This window comes from Algibacter marinivivus (assembly GCF_003143755.1).
GTDB classification, from domain to species: domain Bacteria; phylum Bacteroidota; class Bacteroidia; order Flavobacteriales; family Flavobacteriaceae; genus Algibacter_B; species Algibacter_B marinivivus.
Window position 1 is genome coordinate 170,666 of the sequence record NZ_QFRI01000003.1, and the last position, 21,579, is coordinate 192,244.

Genomic DNA, 21,579 nt, shown 5'->3' on the forward strand with positions numbered 1-21,579 from the left:
GTTAATTGTTTTTATAAATATCATTTAAAACCCATTCTAATTCTGTGTCAAAATCTGACTGACTGTCTTTAACATTCTGCAAAACTTCAACATCTGGTTTAATACCATAACCATCAGGTGTTTGTTTATAAGGCGCTTCAATTTGCATTAATCCCATACGCACTTTTACTTTAGATGTTGGTAATTGATATGATTTATAGATACCTGCAACGGTTCCGTTATATGCGCCACCAGTTTCTTCTCCAACAAAAGTAGCACGTTTATTAGCTTTTAAATGTGTTGATAACAACGATGAGGCCGAAAACGAATTACCATTTATAAGTACATACATTTTACCTTTATAATTGAGCTTATTAGGTTTCTTAACCTTATTGTGTTTATTGAACTTATAGTAAATTTTTCCATCCCTCTTTCTTGTTTTTAAAAGGTTATGAGTAGCTACAATTGGAAACAATAAGCCACCGGCAACTTTAATACTATTGGGTGTTGTATTACTCATAAAAGATTTTAAAAATGGGGTTCTGGTTTTTACTTCACTTTCAGCAATAAACTGGTAATCTTTATCTGTGAGGTAAGAATACAAGTAATCTATTTCTGAAATGCGTCCGCCTCCATTATCTCTTAAATCTAAAATAAAATGTTCGGTTTTAGCTGATTCAATTTTTTCGAAACTTTCTTTATAAAACTTTTTATATGGCCCGTTACTAAAACTTCTGATTTTCATATAAGCTACTGTACTATCTTTTCCTTTAAAACTAAAATTGCGTGTATATTGCTTACGCTTTCCTAAATAACCAAATTTCCTGTTATCCTTTTTTCTTTTTTTCTTTGCTAGTTTAATAGCTTGTTTTTCTTCCTTAGTTAGTTTTTTAGGTTTTGCTTTTTCTAAAGAAACAGTATCTATTACTTTATCATTTTTTTCTTTTTTTTCATCTTTCTCAATACGTCTAAATATTTTTGAAAACAGCGAATCTTTAGACTTAAAAGTCATTTTTAAACTATCTAGATAGCCTTTATCTCTATAATAAAAAACAGAAAACCCTTTGGATATAAATCTATCATGAAGTGTTTTGTTATAGCCATCAGAAGCAAAGCGAGTTTTATATGTTTCAACTAATTTTGAAGCTGGTTCATCATTTATATTTACAACTTCTTTACCAACTAAAGTGGAGTCTTTTCCTCGATAATCTTTCACCCAAAGTTTTCCTTCTAAATACTCAAAATCTAAATCGTAAAATTCAAACTTCTTCTTTTTAAGTGCTTTCCGCTCTCTTTTTGTAAACCATTTACTAACTGAACCTACAGAAACATGCCCTTGTTTTACTTCTGCAACAACAGGTGCTAACTTTTTATAAAATGATCTTGAATCTAAAGGTTGGCTTATAGATTTCTTAAGGCTATCAAATTTGAAATCTAAAGTTTCTTTTGCAGTATATTGATATAATTTAGGATGATGTTTCTTTAATTGACTATACAACTTGTCAACATCTTCTTGCAAATCAAAAACTGAATGCAACTTGGTAATTTGCTCATTATGCTTCTTAACACTTTTACAAGAAGCTAATAAAAACAATAAAAGAAATGATAAAAAAACTTTATTCATATAAGCTAAAATAGGAGTATTTATAATATCTAAAAACAGATTAATGTTTCTTTAACTTTTGAATACAATCAAACAAAATCCTTTGAATAATTTATGTAGTTTTGTGCTTCATGCAAAAACACATTAACATACAGAACAAAAAGGCGCGGTTTCAATATGAGATTTTAGACAAGTACACTGCTGGTATTGTACTAACTGGCACTGAAATAAAATCGATTAGAAGCAGCAAAGCGTCTATTGCTGAAAGTTTTTGCGAGTTTAGTGAAAATGGTGAATTATTTGTAGTGAATATGACCATTCAAGAATATGCTTTTGGTAATTACTACAACCATAAACCAAAAGCCACCAGAAAGTTACTTTTAAACAAAAAGGAACTCAAAAAATTAAATAAAGAGGTTCAAAATACCGGACTTACTATTATTCCATTGCGTTTATTCATTAATGATAAAGGTTACGCGAAGTTAGAGATTGCTCTAGCGAAAGGTAAAAAGCTATATGATAAGCGTGAAAATATAAAAGATAGAGACAATAAGCGCGATTTAGATAGAATCAAAAAAGCTTATAAATAATTTAAGGGTTTATTAACGCTTCAATTTATTAGTATTCTCTATTTTACAATTCTAAAAACTTTATCATGAAAAAACTATTAGCATTTCTACTTCTTGCTGTTATAACATTCAATATACAAGCTCAAGAAAAACCTAAAAAAGAAATTATAGAAACTAAAGAATTTAAAGTTGATAGCACGTCTGTTTTAACTTTAGACAGTACTATAAAAGCTTTATACGCTGTGATTTCTGGTGAAAAAGGAGAAGAACGAAATTGGAAACAGTTTAAGTTTCTTTTTAAACCTGATGCTAAATTGATTCCATCTGGAAAAGATAAATCTGGAACTTACAGAGTACGTTATATGACTCCTGACGATTATATTAAAGGTTCAGGAAAATGGTTAGTTGAAAATGGTTTTTTTGAAAAAGAATTACATCGTGAAGTTGATACCTTTGGGAATATTACTCAGGTATTTAGTTCTTATGAATCATTTTATAGTGAAAGTGATGAAACCCCATTTATGAGAGGTATTAATAGTATCCAGCTTTTAAATGATGGAAAGCGTTGGTGGGTAATAAATATATATTGGTCTCAAGAAACAAAAGACAATCCTATCCCAAAAAAATACTTACCTTAAACAACAAGAATATAACCATATAAATTTCAATCCATTATGCTAAAAAAAACAACCTTTTTATTTATACTTTTAATAGTATTTACTTTTGAAATTAAAGCACAAGAAACTACTAAACCTGTTTTTAAAGATGGTGAAGCTCAAATAGTTGAAGCTTTTAACACTCCCGAAAAATGGGTTAGACATGATTTATTTGTTGAAACCGAATTTGATACCGATGGCGATGGAAAACTAGACCGTGTGCATGTAGATGTTACAAGACCATATCAAACTGATACCGAAGGCTTAAAACTACCTATTATTTATGAATCTAGTCCTTATTACGCTGGAGTTGCACCAGATGTTGATGGTGTTTTTTGGGATGTTAAACATGAATTGGGTGAAACGGCTAAAGAACGTGCGCATCCAGAGGTAAAACGATTAGGTGAACGCCCAATTATTTCAAATTCTCAAATTAAAAAATGGGTTCCTAGAGGTTACATTGTTGTACACTCATCATCTCCAGGCACTGGATTATCACAAGGATCTCCAACTGTTGGTGATGACAATGAATCATTAGCTCCAAAAGCTGTTGTTGACTGGTTATGTGGTAGAGCAAAAGGCTACACAGAGCCTTACGGTAATGAGGAAGTTAAAGCATTTTGGAGTACTGGAAAAGTAGGAATGACAGGGACATCATATAATGGCACAATTCCATTAGCTGCAGCAACTACGGGTGTAGAGGGATTAAAGGTTATTATTCCTATTGCTCCAAATACATCATACTATCATTATTACCGTTCAAATGGTTTAGTACGTTCTCCTGGTGGTTATTTAGGTGAAGATATAGATGTACTTTACGATTATATTCATAGCGGTGGCGAAGAGCCTCTTGTTATTAATAACTTTAAAAAAGTAAATGATTCTGATATACCCAAAGCTTTTAAAAACAAAAGAGCTTACAGTAACGCTATGGTTAGAGATTCTGAAATGAAAAACGGAATGGATAGAATTACTGGGGATTATAATGATTTTTGGGCTGGACGAGATTACTTAAACGATATGGCTCCTATGAAAGCAGCATTATTAATGTCTCATGGATTTAATGATTGGAATGTGATGCCAGAACATAGCTACCGTATTTATAAAAAAGCGAAAGAAATGGGCTTAGAAACTGGTATTTATTACCATCAATACGGACATGGCGGACCGCCACCTATAAGTATGATGAACAAATGGTTTACTCATTATTTGCACGGTATTGAAAATGGTATTGAAAACGAACCCAATAAAGCTTGGATTGTTCGAGAAGATGATAAAATGGAATCTCCAACTGGTTATAAAGATTATCCAAATCCTGATGCAGAACCTGTAACATTTCACTTAACTCCTGGCGCACCAGAAGCAGGTGGTTTAACCACTATAAAAACTCAAAAACAAGGTAGAGAAACATTAACTGATAATTACTCATTTTCAGGAGAAGCTTTAGCTCGAGCAGAAATTACAAGTCATCGTTTATTATATGTAACTCCAAAACTTAAAAAAGAGGTTCATATTTCTGGTGTACCAAAAATCACTGTAAAATTGGCAAGTAATAAACCTGCTGCAAATTTATCAGTTTGGTTAGTTTCACTTCCGTGGAATGCTAGTAGAAGAGCAAAAACTACTGATAATATTATCACTCGTGGTTGGGCAGATCCTCAAAATCATAAATCAATAAGAGAAAGTGAACCCTTAGTTCCTGGTAAGTTTTATGATGTTACTTTTGATTTGCAACCAGATGATCAAATTATTAAAGCTGGACAGCAAATTGGTTTGATGATTTTTTCTAGTGATAAAGAATATACTTTACATCCTAAACCAGGTGCAGAATTAACTATTGATTTAGATGGAACTCATTTAACTTTACCTATTGTTGGAGGTAGTGAAAATTTAGATTAAGCATTAAATTCATATTATATTGAAAACAAAAAGCCCTTGACTAAGTCAAGGGCTTTTTGTTAATTCTTATCCTCCAATAAAGGCACAAATCTAAATTCTCCAAATTCTTCTTGCTCAAATTCTTTTTGCCCTTTTCTAGTAAACATAGTCATTACTTGTACATCATGTCCAACTGGAATAACAAGCTTACCTCCTATTTTTAATTGACTCAGTAAAGGCTTAGGAACAAAAGGAGCTCCTGCTGTAACTATAACACCATCAAAAGGTGCTTCTTCTTCCAAACCAATATAACCATCTCCAAAAACGAGTTTCTTAGCACGATAACCTAATTTAGGAAGAAACTTACTCGTTTTTTTAAACAATTCGTTTTGGCGTTCAATACTATAAACTTTGGCCCCTAATTCGCATAAAACAGCAGTTTGGTAACCACTACCTGTACCAATTTCAAGAATTTTATCACCTGATTTTATTTTTAATAATTCAGATTGAAACGCTACTGTATATGGTTGAGATATAGTTTGGTCTGCACCAATTGGAAAGGCTTTGTCTTGATAAGCATGGTCTAAAAAACTAGAATCCATAAATAAATGCCTTGGTATTTTTCCTATAGCTTTTAAAACATTAGCATCTGTTATACCTTTGTTTTTTAATATGTTAACTAATTGCTGTCTTAATCCTTGGTGCTTAAAAGTGTCTTTCAATTCTGGTGGCGTTTGGTTTGCTAAAATTAGGTAAAGATTTTCAAGCTTAAAAACTATTTTTTCAGATTTTATTATTCTGAATATATCGTCTAAAATTTTAGATTAATTCTTAACTTCATCTTTTAAATATCTTACTTTTGTTCAAAACGTAAAAAATTATGCTAAAAGCTGGAGTTCTTGGTGCTGGTCACCTTGGTAAAATTCATTTAAGACTTCTTAAAGAATCTAAAAAATATAACCTTGTTGGGTTCTATGACGCCAATGAAGAAAACGGTAAAAAAGTAGAAGCTGAATTTGGATATAAATTTTTCAATTCCATTGATGCTTTAATTGATGCTGTAGATATGGTTGATATTGTTACCCCAACATTATCACATTATGATTGCGCAAAACAAGCTATAGGAAAAGGCAAGCATATTTTTATTGAGAAACCAATTACTAATACTGTTGAGGAAGCAGAACATATTAGAGAACTTTTGGCTAAACATAATTTGCGAGGACAAGTTGGTCATGTTGAACGATTTAATCCAGCATATCTTGCTGTAAAAAATGAAATAAACGCACCAATGTTTATTGAAACACATCGTTTAGCTGAGTTTAACCCAAGAGGGACCGATGTTCCTGTGGTTCTAGATTTAATGATTCATGATATAGATATTATCTTAAGCGTTGTTAAATCTAAAGTAAAGAGTGTTTCTGCAAGTGGTGTTTCAGTTATAAGTGATACACCAGATATCGCCAATGCCAGATTAGAATTTGAAAATGGCTGTGTAGCTAATTTAACCGCCAGTAGAATTTCACTTAAAAAAATGCGTAAAGCACGCTTCTTTCAAAAAGACGCCTATATCTCAGTTGATTTTTTAGAAAAAAAATGTGAAGTTGTAAAAATGAAAGATGCTCCAGAAAATCCTGGAGATTTTGATATGATTTTACAAAATGCAGAAGGCATTAAAAAGCAAATATATTTTGATAACCCTCCAGTACCAGACAATAACTCTATTCTGGATGAATTGGAAACTTTTGCTGACGCTATAAATAATAATACAACTCCTATAGTTACACTTCATGATGGTACAGAAGCGTTACGTGTAGCTACCCAAATAATAAACTGTTTTTAAAATGAAAAAAATAGCCATTATTGGAGCTGGCACCATGGGAAATGGTATCGCTCATACCTTTGCGCAAAGTGGGTTTCAAGTTCAGCTTATAGATATCAGTCAAGCGTCACTTACACGTGGTGTTGCTACCATTACAAAAAACCTTGATAGATTGATAGCTAAGGAAAAAATTTCTGAAGCAGATAAAAGTCAAACTTTAAATAATATCACAACTTATACAAGCATTGATGAAGGCGTAAATGATGTTGAATTAGTTGTTGAAGCTGCCACTGAAAATATTGATTTAAAACTTAATATATTTAAGCAATTAGATGAAGCTTGTCAAGAAAATACAATTCTAGCAACTAATACATCTTCTATATCTATAACTCAAATAGCAGCTGTAACTTCAAGACCAGACAAAGTTATTGGCATGCATTTTATGAATCCTGTACCAATAATGAAATTGGTGGAAATTATAAGAGGTTATAACACCAGTGATGACGTTACAAATACCATTATGGAACTTTCTAAAACATTAGGAAAAATACCTGTGGAAGTAAATGATTACCCTGGTTTTGTAGCAAATCGGATTTTGATGCCAATGCTTAATGAGTCTATTGAAACACTATACAATGGCGTAGCAGGTGTTGAAGAAATAGATACGGTTATGAAATTAGGTATGGCACATCCAATGGGCCCATTACAACTAGCAGATTTTATAGGGTTAGATGTTTGTTTGTCAATCCTTAACGTTATGTATGATGGGTTTAAAAATCCTAAATACGCGCCATGTCCGCTTTTAGTAAATATGGTTAGAGCGGGTAAATTAGGGGTTAAATCTGGTGAAGGCTTTTATGATTATTCAGAAAGTAGAAAAGCTGAGAAAGTATCAAAACAGTTTTCTTAATATCAATCTTATGCGTTATTACTTAGTCTGTTTGTTCTTTATTTTTTCGTGCAAAAAAACAATCGAGCATCCCTTAGGAAATACAGATTTAGAAAAAAAAGTGGTTTTTGAAGAAAAACCTCTATCGCAAATTAATTATCATGCTTTATTTAAGAAAAAAACAAATTATATATCAAATAGTTTTGATTTTCCAGTAGGCAAACCTGATGGAAAAGGCTATTATAATGCTCAAAAATTTCAAGAAAACAATCATTTAGGTGATGATTGGAATGGTGTTGGTGGAGGTAATACTGATTTAGGAGATCCAATATATTCTATATCCAATGGTTATGTTAGTGAGGTAAAAGATTATAAAGGAGGATGGGGTAAAGTCATAAGAATTGTTCATTTACATAATAATAAATTATATGAATCCCTTTATGCACATTGTGATTCTATATTAATAAGTCATAACAAATTTATTAAGAAAGGAGAACAAATTGCAACAATTGGTAATTGTAATGGATATTATTTAGCACATCTTCATTTAGAAATTAGAGATAATATAAATTTAGATATTGGCCCTGGTTATTCAAGTATAACTAAAGGGTATTTAGATCCAACTGACTTTATAAATAAAAACAGAAAATAATTGGCTAAAATAATACCTTTTAAAGCAGTAAGACCAACTAGAGCTATTGTAGGTTTAGTTGCTGCACGACCTTACCAAAGCTATACTGTTGAGGAGCGAGAATCTAGAATGGATTATAATCCGTACAGTTTTCTTCATATTGTAAATCCTGGCTATAAATATCATCAAGATATTAAAGGAAAAGAACGCTATAAATTAGTAAGAAATAGATATTTAGAATTTAAAGAAGATGGCGTTTTTGTACAAGATGAAAAACCATCACTTTACGTTTATAAGATTGTAAATAGGCTTGGACAAGAATTCAGTGGTATAATTGCTGCATCTAGTGCTGAAGATTATGAAAAAAACATCATAAAGAAACACGAAGACACCATTGCAACCCGTGAAAAAACATTTAAAAGTTATTTAAAAACAGTTGGGTTTAATGCAGAACCTGTACTACTTACCTATCCAGATAATGAAACCGTTTCTTCAATCATCAAAGAAACTCAAAAAAAACATGCAGAGTTTGAGTTTACAATGACATACAGAGATACGCACTATCTATGGAAAATAGACAATGAAGAGATCATTTCTCAGATTCAAAATGAGTTCAAAAAAATGAACACTATTTATATTGCTGATGGTCATCATAGGTCTGCTTCATCTTACCTGCTTTATCAAGATGAAAAGAAGAACAATCCAAATCATAATGGAGAAGAATCGTATAATTTCTTTATGACTTACCTCATTCCAGAATCTGATTTAGTTATTCATGAATTTAATCGTTTAATAAAAGATTTAAATGGATTAACCAAAGAAGAATTTTTAATCCAATTAGATTCAATATATCGTATTGAAAACAGAGGAAACATACCTTACATACCATCAAAATCGCATCATTTTTGTATGTATTTAGATGGTGAATTTTATTCTTTATACCTGAGAAAAGCGAGATACAAAATGAATACAGCTTTAGATGAACTTGATGCAGAGTTATTATACAAAACTATATTGCAACCCATTTTAGGAATTAATGATTTAAGGCACGATAATCGCATAGAATATGTTAACGGAAGGCATGAAATGATTACTATCAAAAGCAGTGTGGATAATGGTGATTTCAAAATAGGTTTTGGAATGTGTCCAGCTACCATTGAACAAATAAAAAGTATTGCAGACGAAGGATTAACTATGCCGCCAAAGAGTACTTACATTTTGCCTAAATTAAGAAGTGGCATAACTATTTATGAATTTTAATAATGAGTATAAAAGATAATCTTGTAAACATAAAAACATCATTACCAGACCATGTTACTTTAGTTGCAGTCTCAAAAACCAAACCTGTTAGTGATCTAATGGAGGCTTATAATGCAGGACAACGTATTTTTGGTGAAAATAAAATCCAAGAAATGATTGAAAAACATGAGGAAATGCCAAAAGATATTAAATGGCATATGATTGGACATGTACAGCGAAATAAAGTAAAATACATGGCAGAATTTGTTTCATTAATTCATGGTGTAGACAATTTCAAATTATTGAAAGAGATAAATAAGCAAGCCAAAAAGCACGATAGAATTATTGACTGTTTACTTCAAATAAAAATAGCTTCAGAAGATTCTAAATTTGGAATGTCTATCAAAGAGGCGTCTAGTATTATTCAATCTGAAGACTTTTCAGAATTAGAAAACATAAAAGTTTCTGGCGTTATGGGAATGGCAACATTTACTGACAATCGAATTCAAATTGAAAAAGAATTCAAGCTATTAAAATCTACTTTTAAAACATTAAAATCATTACAAACTGCAAACTGCAAATTGCAAATTATTTCTATGGGTATGAGTGGCGATTATCCTATGGCAATTGAGTGTGGAAGCACCATGATTCGAGTTGGAAGTAGTATATTTGGCAATAGAATTTATACAAATTAATAAACAAAAAAAATATACTATTTACGCAATTTTAGACATAGAAACCACTGGAGGTAAGTACAATGAAGAAGGTATAACAGAAATTGCAATTTATAAATTCGACGGTCATGAAGTCATTGATCAATTTATAAGCCTCATAAATCCAGAGCGAGATATTCAACCCTTTGTTGTTAATTTAACAGGAATTAATAGCAACATGCTTCGTAGCGCTCCAAAATTCTATGAAGTTGCAAAACGTATTGTAGAAATTACAAAAGACTGTATTCTAGTAGCACATAATGCTCAATTTGATTATCGTATTTTATGCACAGAGTTTAGAAGACTAGGTTTTGAATACGAACGAAAATCTTTATGTACCGTAGAACTTTCAAAAGATTTAATTCCAGACCAACCTTCTTATAGTTTAGGAAAATTGGTTCGCTCACTAGGAATCCCTGTTACTGATAGACATCGTGCTTCTGGTGATGCTCTAGCAACTGTAAAATTATTTAAACTCCTTCTTGCCAAAGACACCACAAAAACTATTATTCAAAAATCTGTGCGTTTAAACCCAAAGCGCCAATTGGAACCCAGGCATTTAGATATTATTTCAGATTTACCATCTATAACTGGTGTATATTATATACATAAAGAAGATGGTGAAATCATATATATTGGTAAGAGTAAAAATATAAAAAAACGCATCAATCAACACTTTACAGGTACTAATGCTAAATCAAAAAAAATACAAGCTAAAGTAACCTCTGTAACTTATGAAGCTACTGGAAGCGAGCTAGTTGCACTACTTAAAGAAAGTGAAGAAATTAAAAAAGTTAAACCTATATATAACAGAGCATTGCGTCGTTCCATCTTCACACATGCTTTATATCATTTTAAAGACGAATTTGGTTATCTTAATTTAAAAATTGATGTTGCTGATGGTCGAAAAAAACCCATCACTACATTTAGTAATCGTCAAAGCGGAAAGAGTTTTATAACCAAAGCTGTTGAAGATTTTAATCTGTGTCAAAAACTAACAGGGCTTTACAAAACTAAAACCAGTTGTTTCAATTACGAAATCAAAAACTGCGAAGGCGCTTGTATTCAAAAAGAATCATTAAAATCTTATAACAAACGTGTAGAATCACTCATTGAAAAAAACAGCTATTCAAATAAAAACATGATCATTGTTGATAGAGGCCGAGAGGTAGATGAACGCAGTGCTATATTAATAGAAAATGGCGTTTATAAGGGACTAGGCTTCTTCAACCTTAATTATCAAATAAATAATCTTGAGGTACTAGAATCTATTATTACACCTATGCAAAACAATAGAGATACTCAGCATATTATTCAAAGTTACCTCAGAAAAAATAAACGCCTTAAAACCATTTTAATAGATTAAATATGAGACACATCTTTTTACTACTATTTTTATGTATTAGCATGACTACTCTTGCCCAAGAAAATTATGATTCAGAGTCATACAGAGTTTCTTTAGGAGATTTAGAAAGTAAAACTTTTACAAAAGACTCTACTGCAAATGCCTTGGTAATTTATGAAAAAGCCAAAAGCTACGTTAGCAAAAGTGACTTCGACTTAAGGACTGAAGAAAAACACAAAATAAAAATTTTAAAAAGAGAAGGTTTTGAACATGCAACGGTAGAAATTCACTTATACAGTAATGGCTCTAGAGTTGAAAAAGTAGAAAAAATACTTGCAACAACCTACACTATGGTTGACGGGGAGGTGATTAAAACCAAATTAGAAGAAGACAATATCTTCACTGAAAAATACGACGAGAATCATACACTTGTTAAATTCACACTTCCAAATGTAAAAGTGGGTTCAGTAATTAGTTATAGCTATACAACCATTTCCCCATTTATGATGAAATATCATGGATGGAGTTTTCAAGGGAGTATCCCAAAACTTTATAGTGAATACACTCCTAGCATACCAGGCAACTGGGAGTACAACATTAAACTTGTTGGAGGCCAAAAACTAGCAATTAACGAATCAGAAGTTGAAAAAAACTGTCTTATAGCCGGTAATGGAGCTTCTTCTCATTGTTTTAATGCTAGATATGCCATGAAAGATATTCCCGCTTTTATTGAGGAGGATTACATGACTAGTAAATCTAATTATTTAATAAAAATAGAATACGATTTAAAAACCTTCAGAAGGTTTGATGGCACTTTAGAGCATTTTACAAAAACTTGGAAAACCGTTGACAAAGAGTTAAAAAGTCATGCTAAAATTGGAAAACAGCTAAACAAATCGGTTGATTTAGAAGATTTTTTATCTGAAGACATTATTAATGAAACAGATTTACTAAAAAAGGCACAATCTATTTATAAACATGTACAAAACAACTATAATTGGGACGAAGAGTATCTGATTTTTAGTGAAACATCGGTAAAAGATTTGATAAAAAATAAATCTGGTAACGTTGCTTCAATAAATATTTTATTACATAATTTACTCAAAGAAAGTGGTATTGAAGTAAAACCCATATTAATATCAACAAGAGAAAATGGTTTTCCAACAAAGATTTTTCCTGTTATATATGATTTTAATTATCTAATTACCCAAGCAACAATAAACGATAAAACATACTTGCTCGATGCCACTGATAAATTTTTAAACTTTGGAGAAATTCCTTTTAAATGTTTAAATGAATACGGTAGACTATTAGACTTCAAAAATGGAAGTGATTGGATAGAATTAAAACCATACAAACCTTCAAACACTTATTATCAGGCAGAATTACATTTTGATGATAATGGAGTACTTATTGGAAACATAAAATCTAAAAGAACAGGATATCATGCTTTAAATAAGAGAAAATCCTATTTCTCAAACAAAAACAGCTATCTAGATAAACTAGAAAACACATTCCCTTATATTGAAATATCAGATTTTGAAGTAACAAGTGAAGGCGCAACTAGTGAAGATTATAAAGAAAATTACAATATCGAATATAATTTTGACGAAGCCGGTAATAACATTTACCTAAACCCATTTTTTGTAAAGTTTTTTAGTGAAAACCCTTTTAAACTACAGCAACGCACATACCCCATTGATTTTGGATATAAAGACACTTATTTTTATATGTTTAAACTAGAAATAGCTGAAAACTATAAAGTTATCGAAATGCCAAAAAACTTAAATTTGAGCCTTCCCAATGATGCTGGCCAAATTTTATTTAGTGCTAATCAGCTTGCCAATACGTTGAATTTAACTTTAAAAATTGATTTTAAAAGATCTAAATATGATGCTGAGTATTACCCTTTTTTAAAAGAATTCATGAATAAAATAGTTAACATTCAAAACAACTCTATCATTTTACTTGAAAAAACTAATTAATCTTTTCTTACTTTTGAAAGCATGAGCAAGACATCTAAAACAAGCTGGAGAACAAAACTTCATGATATTATTTATGAAGCAGACACCCCTGCAGGAAAACTTTTTGATGTCATACTCCTAATCACCATTATAACCAGTATTATACTAGTTATGCTAGAAAGTGTTAAAAGCATAGACAGTAAATACCACAACCTTTTAAACATATCAGAGTGGGTAATTACCATTCTTTTCAGTATAGAATATATTGCTAGAATAATTACCGTAAAAAAACCAAGTAAATATATTTTTAGCTTTTATGGTATTATAGATTTACTCTCAACCATACCAAAATACATCTCACTAGTTGTAGGAGGCGTACATGCCTTAGCTGCACTAAGGGCCTTACGCTTACTTCGCGTGTTCAGAATTTTAAAACTCGCAAGGTATTTAGGCGCATCCAATAATTTGGTGAACGCTTTAAAAGCAAGTCGTGCAAAAATCTCTGTTTTCCTCTTCGCAGTCATTATAGTTGCTGTCATTTTAGGAACCGTAATGTATCTAATTGAAGGCGAAGAAAACGGCTTTACAAATATCCCAAAAAGTGTCTATTGGTGTATTGTAACCCTTACCACAGTAGGTTTTGGCGATATCGCACCCCAAACACCACTCGGGCAATTCATTGCCTCATTAGTCATGATTTTAGGTTATGGTATTATTGCTGTACCAACAGGTATCGTTTCTGCGGAATATGCAAACCAAAGTAATACTAAAAAAGAAGAACCCAAAAATCAAGACATCCATCTAAATTCAAAATCTTGCGAAAATTGTCTAGCCGAAAAACATAAAGACAATGCAGATTATTGCTACAATTGTGGCGAGAAATTATACAATTAATTTTTGGGCGTTACCCAGGGGTCGGGCTTTACATTACAAGTCCTCGCACCTCCTACGTCGGGCTGCGGGCTTTCCACTGCAATCCCTAACGCGGGCATGTTTGCTAACTTGGGTTTTAAATTAATGTTTCTTGATTTTCAGGAAGTTCGTTTAACGGTCTAGTGTATGATTTCGTTGCGTGTTTCAGCAACTAAATTAGCAAATAAATCACGGATAGAAAGTCCGCGAGGACTTTCGTAAGTAGGCTATTACCAGCAATGAATTATACACATTGTTGCTAGTAGTTTTTTATTATATATTGATTTGTTCGTTTATCTTTTCAACAATATTTGAATTCAATTCCAATTTTGATTTAATCTTAATATCTGTATAAGAAACAAATACATATTCTTTTCCGTATGCTTCGTATTGTTCAATTTTAGATATCATCCCATTTTCATCATAGAAAATTTTCGTTTTCACGTCAAGTCCACTTCTTGAAATATATTTTTCTTCCGTTTCAATTAGCAGTCCATTTCCATTAAAAGTCTGGATTTCTTTTTTAGAGTAATCCTTACCGTCTTTATAATAGGTTTGAAAAATTCCAATTCTTTGGTTGTTGGTATAGTTATATTTCCAATCCCATCTTACTTTATCTTCATAAATCTGTTTTAAAATCGTAATTCTATTTAATGAGTCAAATTCACTTTGGTAATAATAGGTTGGATTTATAAAAGATTTAATTTTATTCAGGTTGGAATTATATTCAAAAGTCTTTTTACTCTGTAAAGAATCGGTTGAATAAACATAGGTTAATTCTTCTTTTAGTAAGTCGCTTTTATTGTATTTGTATCGAGAATAAAAATAGGGTTCAATTTTCTTTTCACAGAAACATTCAGAATAATATTCCAAAGTTGAATCAAGTCTTTTATTTAAATAAGTAAAAACCTGAACCCTTCCAATCAATTTTAAATCCGAATTATGGTGCGTGCCATATTTGATTTTCTTGAGCAAGTTTCCATGAGAATCAAAAAACATTTTTACAAAAGGACGGTTTAAATTGTTAGATTTTCTTTTGGTTAATTCGTAATTAGAATTTCGTTTATAATAATGTTCGATTAGTCGAATTTCTATGTCGCCAACTTTTTTGGTCAGTTCTTGACCAAATGTGAATGAAGAAATAATACAACACAAGATAAAGGTTATTCTTTTCATAGGTGAAATTGACTTTATCAAATTTATGTCAGCTTTTAAAAAATTAAAAGAGATAATGAGTGAATTGTTCTTTTGGATTAGTAAATGGGTTAATTTCGAGTTCGCTTAAATTACTGGCAATGTTTTTACGGATATGTGTCGTTTTAATGACTTTTATCCTATGTTAAACGAAGCTAGCTGAAATTTTTTACAAAATCAAGTAATTATATAAAACAAAATTTCAATTCAATACTTAAATTCGCATAAATCATTTATTCAAATTAACTTTACCAAATTAAATACAACAAGCTATAAACTCAAACGCAAAATATCTTATTTCCATAGTTGGCCCTACAGCTATTGGTAAAACTGCGCTAAGCATAAAACTAGCACAACACTTTAAAACGGAGATAATCTCCGCAGATTCGCGTCAGTTTTTTAAAGAGATGCAAATTGGTACTGCAGCTCCAACCCCAGAGGAATTGGCAGGTGCAAAACACCATTTTATTCATCATAAATCTATAAAAGACAATTACAATGTAGGTGCTTTCGAGAAAGATGCTTTACAATGCTTAGAAACGCTTTTTAAAACGCATAACATTTTGGTTATGGTTGGCGGTTCAGGTTTATATGTTGATGCGCTTACCAAAGGGTTGGATCATTTTCCAGAAGTAGATCCAGAAATTCGTAAAACATTAAACAAAAAACTAGAGCAAGATGGTTTAGAAACACTTCAAAACCAATTACAAACCTTAGACCCAATATCTTTTAACACAATAGCCATAGATAATCCTCACCGTGTTATTCGCGCTTTAGAAATTTGCATAGGTACAGGAAAACCCTATTCATCTTTCTTAAATAAAGACAAAGAAAAACGCCATTTTAAAGCCATTACCATAGGTTTAACTGCAGATAGAGACTTAATATATCAGCGCATCAATCAACGCGTAGATATAATGATGCAAGAAGGCTTACTTGACGAAGTAAAAGGTTTACTAGAGCATAAAAATTTAAATGCACTTAACACTGTTGGCTATAAAGAACTCTTTAATCATCTTTCTGGAGCATGGGATCTAGATTTTGCCATTTCAGAAATTAAAAAAAATACAAGACGTTTTGCAAAACGCCAACTCACTTGGTTTAAACGAAATGATAAAACATTGTGGTTCGATTATAAATCTCAAACCCTGGACATTATAAATAAAATAAATTCCAGAATTAAAGAAGCTGTTTTAGACAATCCAGTATGGTTTTCTTTAACAGAAATACATACTGATAAATGCATAAACTATGATAAAGTAAAATTTTATAAAACTGATTATGCGCCCTTTGGTGCTTTTATAGATGGTGCTGATACTGCTCAAGCCATAGAAAAATACTCCAAACTAATAGATACCTTTTTTGTAGTTGGAAAGCAACCTAAGCTACCAACAGAGTTTAAACCTGCTATTAAGTATATAGGATTGCAAATGATACTTCGTAAAAAAACACAATTTCCTATTACGGAAACTATTATTGAACTTCAAGAAAAACACCTTGAAGATTTAATGGGTTTAATTAAACTTGTATACCCGCATTTTTTCAAAGAAAAAACGAGCACTTTAGGCAGATACTATGGCATCTACAAAAATAATTTACTAGTGGCAGCATTAGGAGAACGCATGCAAACCAAACACTTTACTGAAATTAGTGCTGTAGCAACACATCCCGATTATTTAGGTAATGGTTATGCAAAACAGCTTTTAACGCATGCTTCTAATAAAATATTTGAGGATAATAAAGTTCCGTTTTTGCATGTAGATGAAACAAACCTTGGACCAATACATTTATATAAAAAGCTTGGTTTTATTACGAGAATAAAAATTGAGTATTGGAAAATAAGTGGTTAAAAGCGAAGAAATAGAAAAGGACAATTAAAGTAGTTTTTACTCCATAGTTACGTTACTATATTTAGCGTTAATCACAATGTTTTTTGCACTAGATAAATCACCTGTAGAAAAGTTAGTTACATGACCATTTTCAGTGTGCTCTGAGTGATTTAAATGAGAACGCGTGCCTTTATATCTTAAATTGTAATCTGTATTAGGTAATTTGATGAATGTATCATTATTCTGAAGAATCATATTCAAACTAATAAAGTTATCATCAATATTAAAAATTTTCACATCGCCAATATTGCCATCAATAATAGCACTACCAAATAAGTTTTCCACATCAATATTTGATGATACAGCGTTTAAAACCAAATGCTCAACATTTTCTAATTCAACGTTTTTTACATGGTTCAGATTCAATTCACCTAAATTCCAATTTGCTACATAAATTGGCGAATAAGAAGCATTAATGGAAGTTAAACTTCCATTAATGCTTTCTGCTGTAAATTTTGTGTATTGCAAATCGGCTTCTAAATTATCAATATTAGCAGCAAATTGTATTTCGCCATGCTTAACATTAACCTTTAATTTAGCGCCTTTTGGCATCTTTATTTTAATCGTTTTCTTAACATCTGGATGAGAACTTCTATGGAACAAACTCTCCACTTCTCGTTCTCTATCCTTTATTAATATTGCTCGCTCTTTAACACGCTTCTTGTGCTCCTCAGCACGAACCTTAGCTCTTACTTTCATAGCCTCTGCTCTAGCCTTATGTGCTTCTGCACGCACTTTAGCTCTTTCTTTCATGGCTTCTGCTCTAGCTTTGTGTGCTTCTGCACGCTCTACTTGTGCTGTTGCTTGTTTAGCTTGACTTTCCATACGTTTAGCAAAATTTTCTCCCCATGCTTCCATTTGTTTAGCGTACTTTTCTCCCCATTCTTTTCCAAACTTCTCGCCCCAAGCTTCCATCTTTTTAGCATAATCTTTTCCATATTTATCTTCCCATTCTTCACCAAATTTTTTGCCCCATGCTTCCATCTTTTTAGCATAGTCCTTCCCGTATCGAGATTCGAAATTTTGAGACCACTCTTCTAAATATTTTTCGCCATTCTTTTGGTAAGCATCATAATCAAATTTAATAGCATTTACACCCTCTGGCAATTCAGGTAACTCTGGCATCTCTGGCATTTCAGGCATTTCAGGCATTTCAGGGAAATCAAAATCAAAGTCAAAATCCATTTCTGGTATATCAGCCAATTCAAACTTCAACTCGTTTAATATAGCACCTACTGAATGATTATGATTATCATGGTCACAACCTTCACAATCATGAGAATCTCGGTGTACCCATAAAGAATTAGAATGTCCGCCTCTAGTCGATATAGAAACTTCTTTATTACTTGCGTCAATATCAACATCCCAGTGTTTTAAAGCTTCCTCCAAATCTTCTTTACTCAACTTTTCGCCTTCAATATAAGCTTCAACTTCAATAGTATTCTTATTCCATGTATCAATAATAATATTGCTATAGCTTGTATTTAAATCTACAACAACATCTTTATCTACTTTAATAGATTGAGATACTTTGGTTAATTTCTGTTGTGCCATTATCCCTCCTGTTATAAAGAAGCATAATGCCAATAATTTGATTTTTATAATAGTCTTGTTCATTTTTTGATTTTTTAGATTGATTGTACAACTTCATCAGCCAAGGCATCAGAAGTGTTAAACTCTTGCAATTGTGCTCTTAATCGATACAATAAATTCAAACGTAATTTTAAATTGTCAATTAAAGCATTAACTGTTAATTCACTAGGTCCAGATTCTGTTAACTCTAATGATAATTTTTGATACTCTTTATCAAGTGCATTTAGTTGTATTAAATACCCATCAAACAACTCTTTGGTTTCTGGTGTGTATTCCATTTTAGACAACTCTAAATTAATACTCGCTAAATAATAATCTTCTACCTTTTTTAATCCAGGAGAAATATCGCCTAAGGTTTTTGTATCAACCGCTTTATTGGTTACAACCTCAGGATTATCATCACCTAAAGCAACAGGCTGAAAATACTTAAACACACCAAAACTCAAACCTAAAAGCACAACAACACTAGCTGCAATTTGCATCCAACTAAATTTTGATTGTTTCTGCTCTGGTAAAGCAGCGTCTAACTTGTCAAGAAAACGCTCTTGATGGTTTTTAGGCATCTTTTCGTTCGTTATCTTGTCATTTTTAAATAACTCTCTAAGATCTTGTGCCATTTTTTTTAAGTGTTAACAGTTTTTGTAATTTTACTTTTCCTCTAGATAGTTGTGTTCTTGAAGCCACTTCAGAAATATCTAGAATCTCCGAAATCTCTTGATGGTCATACCCTTCAATTAAGTACAACATCACAACGTACTGATACTTTTCTGGCAACTCATTAATAGCTACCTTAACATCATCCAATGTTATTGTATCTTCCACTAACCATTTGTCGTCTTTAGGCATATCAACTACTTTCAGGTGCACCTCTTCAAGCTCTACCAGCTGTTGCTTTCTAGCTTTTAAAAAGTCAATACTTTTATTAACAACAATACGTTTTAACCAAGCCCCAAAAGTTACTTCCGCTTTATATTGATGCAGTTTTGTAAAAGCCTTAATAAAAGCTTCCTGTACTACATCTTCAGCATCAGCAGCATCTTTCAAAAACCGTTTAGCCACAATATACATCCCGTCGCAGTACTGGTTGTATAACTGCAATTGCGCTTTACGGTTGTTCTGTTTACATTGTTCAATAATGTCAACTTGAAACATGCTTGTTCTACTTTTGGTTTAAGTTAGTTCGTTTTAAAGACGATTAAAAAAATACAGTGTTGCAAAAATTAAATGTTTTTTTAAAATTATTTTTATTTGGGCGTTACCCAAGGGTCGGGCTATCCGCTACAAGTCCTCGTTCCTGCGGGCTTTCCTCTGCAAATGCAACGCATTCATGATTTCATTAATTTAAAATAGTAACCAATGAATAATCCCTAACGCGGGCATGTCTGCTAAATTAAGTTTGCAACCACTCTCTAAGTTCCAGTTTACAAATTATTACCTAACTTTTCCTCATTTCTCTTGTCACTTATCCCTTTCCCCTTTTCACTACTCCCTTTTCCCTTTTACCTATTCCATATTCCATCTTCTAGCTCCACAACAACAAAGCTAAATAAATAACCGTTAGTCCTTTACTAGTTATCCCAATTAAATTATATTTATACTTTATTAAATTGCTGTATATGAATACCTTTTTAAAACGCGTTTTAATCCTATTATCAATAATAGCATTAGGCCTATTTTTATATTCCACTTTCGTTGAAAATATTTTTGCAAAACGGTTAAGTCCTAAAGATACTGTGGAGTTTAAGCTTAACGATTTAAAACTTGAAGTGTTTTACAACAGACCCTTTAAAAAAGAACGTGATATCTTTGGTGCACTAGTACCATTCAATCAAGTATGGCGTACTGGAGCAAACGAAGCAACCACATTTGAAACAAACACACCTTTAGAAATAAAAGGCATGCCATTACCAGCAGGGAAATATACACTCTGGACGGTTCCAAAAGATTCAACATGGAATGTTATTTTCAACACCAAACAATATTCTTGGGGCGTAAATGCCGAAATGAAACCCATGTGGGATCCAAACTATGATGCTATTAATATAGAAGTCCCTGTTCAAAAATTAGACAATGCTGTAGAACAGTTTACTATTGCTTTTGATAACTCTACAGATAATCTCTTTTTAACCATGGCCTGGGATGATGTTAAGGTAGCTGTTCCTTTAAAGTAAGTTACCATCAATTTGAAAAAACTCGGAACATTCATAATAATCGTTTTTATTTCAATAGCATTAGCTGCAATTTATGGAGTTACACACGATTTTATTACGTCAAAAATATCGCCTGAATTTTACACTAAACTGATATTTTTTAATTTTGGAATTTTAGATGATTATGCACGAGAATTTAACGGAAACTGGACTTTTTCCCTGATTTGGGTTGGATTTTTCTCAACTTGGTGGTTTGGTCTTTTAACTGGAATAGTTCTCGGAATATTCGGACTGAAATATAGTGACAGACAAATAATGTTGAATAAATCGCTAAAATCCATATTCATCGTTATCGGAATTACAATATTGTTCGGATTTGTTGGTTATGGAATTGCGGAATTAAATCCATCAGAAATTATTGCGAATTATGATTTGCCATTTGAAATTGAGCACAAAGCGGAATTTAATAAAGTTGCAAAAATCCATAATTTCTCTTATTTCGGAGGAATTTTTGGACTAATAATCGGAACGTTGAACCAAATAAAAAACTGAATTT

The 21,579-nt window shown here is 31.8% G+C and carries 20 protein-coding genes and 1 pseudogene; 15 read left to right on the forward strand and 6 right to left on the reverse strand.

Features of this window, described 5'->3' with window-relative positions:
• Position 1: 1 nt before the first annotated feature.
• Complete coding sequence (locus DIS18_RS12350) at positions 2–1,603, reverse strand: S41 family peptidase (protein ID WP_109353391.1); 1,602 nt, start codon at positions 1,601–1,603, stop codon at positions 2–4.
• Positions 1,604–1,713: 110 nt separating this feature from the next.
• On the opposite strand from DIS18_RS12350, the gene smpB reads away from it, so the two are divergent.
• From smpB to DIS18_RS12365, 3 genes are all read left to right on the forward strand, one after another.
• Positions 1,714–2,172 (forward strand): SsrA-binding protein SmpB, encoded by a 459-nt coding sequence (gene smpB, locus DIS18_RS12355; RefSeq protein ID WP_109353392.1) that lies wholly within the window; start codon positions 1,714–1,716, stop codon positions 2,170–2,172.
• A gap of 65 nt (positions 2,173–2,237) precedes the next feature.
• Positions 2,238–2,789, forward strand: coding sequence for a hypothetical protein (locus tag DIS18_RS12360; RefSeq protein WP_109353393.1), 552 nt, complete (start codon positions 2,238–2,240; stop codon positions 2,787–2,789).
• Between the two features lie 36 nt (positions 2,790–2,825).
• Positions 2,826–4,706 (forward strand): Xaa-Pro dipeptidyl-peptidase, encoded by a 1,881-nt coding sequence (locus DIS18_RS12365; RefSeq protein ID WP_109353394.1) that lies wholly within the window; start codon positions 2,826–2,828, stop codon positions 4,704–4,706.
• Between the two features lie 59 nt (positions 4,707–4,765).
• Here DIS18_RS12365 and DIS18_RS12370 read toward each other — a convergent pair whose 3' ends face one another.
• Positions 4,766–5,407: a protein-L-isoaspartate(D-aspartate) O-methyltransferase gene (locus DIS18_RS12370; protein ID WP_109353395.1), complete on the reverse strand. Its 642-nt coding sequence runs from the start codon at positions 5,405–5,407 to the stop codon at positions 4,766–4,768.
• A gap of 158 nt (positions 5,408–5,565) precedes the next feature.
• Between DIS18_RS12370 and DIS18_RS12375 the strand changes: the two genes are divergently transcribed.
• The 8 genes from DIS18_RS12375 to DIS18_RS12410 are packed head-to-tail and all read left to right on the forward strand — an operon-like array spanning position 5,566 to position 14,179.
• Positions 5,566–6,525 (forward strand): Gfo/Idh/MocA family protein, encoded by a 960-nt coding sequence (locus DIS18_RS12375; protein ID WP_109353396.1) that lies wholly within the window; start codon positions 5,566–5,568, stop codon positions 6,523–6,525.
• A gap of 1 nt (position 6,526) precedes the next feature.
• On the forward strand, positions 6,527–7,414 hold the full coding sequence (locus DIS18_RS12380) for a 3-hydroxybutyryl-CoA dehydrogenase (RefSeq protein WP_109353397.1): 888 nt from the start codon (positions 6,527–6,529) through the stop codon (positions 7,412–7,414).
• Positions 7,415–7,424: 10 nt separating this feature from the next.
• Entirely contained in the window at positions 7,425–8,045 is a 621-nt protein-coding gene (locus DIS18_RS12385; RefSeq protein ID WP_109353520.1) for a M23 family metallopeptidase, read from the forward strand.
• Positions 8,046–9,284, forward strand: a complete 1,239-nt coding sequence (locus DIS18_RS12390; protein ID WP_109353398.1) for a DUF1015 domain-containing protein — start codon at positions 8,046–8,048, stop codon at positions 9,282–9,284. It begins immediately after the preceding gene.
• Positions 9,285–9,286: 2 nt separating this feature from the next.
• Positions 9,287–9,958, forward strand: a complete 672-nt coding sequence (locus tag DIS18_RS12395) for a YggS family pyridoxal phosphate-dependent enzyme (RefSeq protein WP_109353399.1) — start codon at positions 9,287–9,289, stop codon at positions 9,956–9,958.
• 19 nt (positions 9,959–9,977) lie between these two features.
• On the forward strand, positions 9,978–11,342 hold the full coding sequence (locus DIS18_RS12400) for an exonuclease domain-containing protein (RefSeq protein WP_109353521.1): 1,365 nt from the start codon (positions 9,978–9,980) through the stop codon (positions 11,340–11,342).
• Between the two features lie 2 nt (positions 11,343–11,344).
• The gene (locus DIS18_RS12405; RefSeq protein ID WP_109353400.1) at positions 11,345–13,306 is read left to right on the forward strand and encodes a DUF3857 domain-containing protein; all 1,962 of its coding nucleotides are present in this window, start codon (positions 11,345–11,347) and stop codon (positions 13,304–13,306) included.
• 21 nt (positions 13,307–13,327) lie between these two features.
• Complete coding sequence (locus tag DIS18_RS12410; protein ID WP_109353401.1) at positions 13,328–14,179, forward strand: ion transporter; 852 nt, start codon at positions 13,328–13,330, stop codon at positions 14,177–14,179.
• A 291-nt stretch (positions 14,180–14,470) separates the two neighbouring features.
• Here DIS18_RS12410 and DIS18_RS12415 read toward each other — a convergent pair whose 3' ends face one another.
• Positions 14,471–15,373 (reverse strand): hypothetical protein, encoded by a 903-nt coding sequence (locus DIS18_RS12415; protein ID WP_146191827.1) that lies wholly within the window; start codon positions 15,371–15,373, stop codon positions 14,471–14,473.
• Positions 15,374–15,663: 290 nt separating this feature from the next.
• Between DIS18_RS12415 and miaA the strand changes: the two are divergent.
• Together miaA and DIS18_RS15070 are read left to right on the forward strand one after the other, a co-directional pair.
• A pseudogene (gene miaA / locus DIS18_RS14975) lies at positions 15,664–16,575 on the forward strand (tRNA (adenosine(37)-N6)-dimethylallyltransferase MiaA); the annotation flags it as partial.
• A gap of 324 nt (positions 16,576–16,899) precedes the next feature.
• Positions 16,900–17,241 (forward strand): GNAT family N-acetyltransferase, encoded by a 342-nt coding sequence (locus tag DIS18_RS15070; protein WP_281261089.1) that lies wholly within the window; start codon positions 16,900–16,902, stop codon positions 17,239–17,241.
• Positions 17,242–17,277: 36 nt separating this feature from the next.
• Here DIS18_RS15070 and DIS18_RS12425 read toward each other — a convergent pair whose 3' ends face one another.
• The 3 genes from DIS18_RS12425 to DIS18_RS12435 are packed head-to-tail and all read right to left on the reverse strand — an operon-like array spanning position 17,278 to position 20,025.
• Positions 17,278–18,897 (reverse strand): cell envelope integrity TolA family protein, encoded by a 1,620-nt coding sequence (locus DIS18_RS12425; protein ID WP_146191828.1) that lies wholly within the window; start codon positions 18,895–18,897, stop codon positions 17,278–17,280.
• Between the two features lie 11 nt (positions 18,898–18,908).
• Positions 18,909–19,490 (reverse strand): hypothetical protein, encoded by a 582-nt coding sequence (locus DIS18_RS12430; RefSeq protein WP_109353405.1) that lies wholly within the window; start codon positions 19,488–19,490, stop codon positions 18,909–18,911.
• Positions 19,474–20,025: an RNA polymerase sigma factor gene (locus tag DIS18_RS12435; protein ID WP_109353406.1), complete on the reverse strand. Its 552-nt coding sequence runs from the start codon at positions 20,023–20,025 to the stop codon at positions 19,474–19,476. Before DIS18_RS12435 ends, DIS18_RS12430 begins: the two co-directional genes overlap by 17 nt.
• A gap of 464 nt (positions 20,026–20,489) precedes the next feature.
• On the opposite strand from DIS18_RS12435, the gene DIS18_RS12440 reads away from it, so the two are divergent.
• On the forward strand, positions 20,490–21,044 hold the full coding sequence (locus tag DIS18_RS12440) for a DUF2911 domain-containing protein (RefSeq protein ID WP_109353407.1): 555 nt from the start codon (positions 20,490–20,492) through the stop codon (positions 21,042–21,044).
• A 12-nt stretch (positions 21,045–21,056) separates the two neighbouring features.
• A complete protein-coding gene (locus DIS18_RS12445) occupies positions 21,057–21,575 on the forward strand; it encodes a hypothetical protein (protein ID WP_109353408.1) in 519 nt (172 codons plus the stop codon).
• The last annotated feature ends 4 nt before the right edge of the window (positions 21,576–21,579 follow it).

Coding starts and splice junctions, on each gene's coding strand:
- DIS18_RS12350 (WP_109353391.1), bottom strand. CDS start 1,603: ATGAATAAAGTTTTTTTATCATTTCTTTTATTGTTTTTATTAGCTTCT.
- smpB (WP_109353392.1), top strand. CDS start 1,714: ATGCAAAAACACATTAACATACAGAACAAAAAGGCGCGGTTTCAATAT.
- DIS18_RS12360 (WP_109353393.1), top strand. CDS start 2,238: ATGAAAAAACTATTAGCATTTCTACTTCTTGCTGTTATAACATTCAAT.
- DIS18_RS12365 (WP_109353394.1), top strand. CDS start 2,826: ATGCTAAAAAAAACAACCTTTTTATTTATACTTTTAATAGTATTTACT.
- DIS18_RS12375 (WP_109353396.1), top strand. CDS start 5,566: ATGCTAAAAGCTGGAGTTCTTGGTGCTGGTCACCTTGGTAAAATTCAT.
- DIS18_RS12380 (WP_109353397.1), top strand. CDS start 6,527: ATGAAAAAAATAGCCATTATTGGAGCTGGCACCATGGGAAATGGTATC.
- DIS18_RS12385 (WP_109353520.1), top strand. CDS start 7,425: ATGCGTTATTACTTAGTCTGTTTGTTCTTTATTTTTTCGTGCAAAAAA.
- DIS18_RS12395 (WP_109353399.1), top strand. CDS start 9,287: ATGAGTATAAAAGATAATCTTGTAAACATAAAAACATCATTACCAGAC.
- DIS18_RS12405 (WP_109353400.1), top strand. CDS start 11,345: ATGAGACACATCTTTTTACTACTATTTTTATGTATTAGCATGACTACT.
- DIS18_RS12410 (WP_109353401.1), top strand. CDS start 13,328: ATGAGCAAGACATCTAAAACAAGCTGGAGAACAAAACTTCATGATATT.
- DIS18_RS12415 (WP_146191827.1), bottom strand. CDS start 15,373: ATGAAAAGAATAACCTTTATCTTGTGTTGTATTATTTCTTCATTCACA.
- DIS18_RS15070 (WP_281261089.1), top strand. CDS start 16,900: ATGGGTTTAATTAAACTTGTATACCCGCATTTTTTCAAAGAAAAAACG.
- DIS18_RS12425 (WP_146191828.1), bottom strand. CDS start 18,897: ATGAACAAGACTATTATAAAAATCAAATTATTGGCATTATGCTTCTTT.
- DIS18_RS12430 (WP_109353405.1), bottom strand. CDS start 19,490: ATGGCACAAGATCTTAGAGAGTTATTTAAAAATGACAAGATAACGAAC.
- DIS18_RS12435 (WP_109353406.1), bottom strand. CDS start 20,025: ATGTTTCAAGTTGACATTATTGAACAATGTAAACAGAACAACCGTAAA.
- DIS18_RS12440 (WP_109353407.1), top strand. CDS start 20,490: ATGAATACCTTTTTAAAACGCGTTTTAATCCTATTATCAATAATAGCA.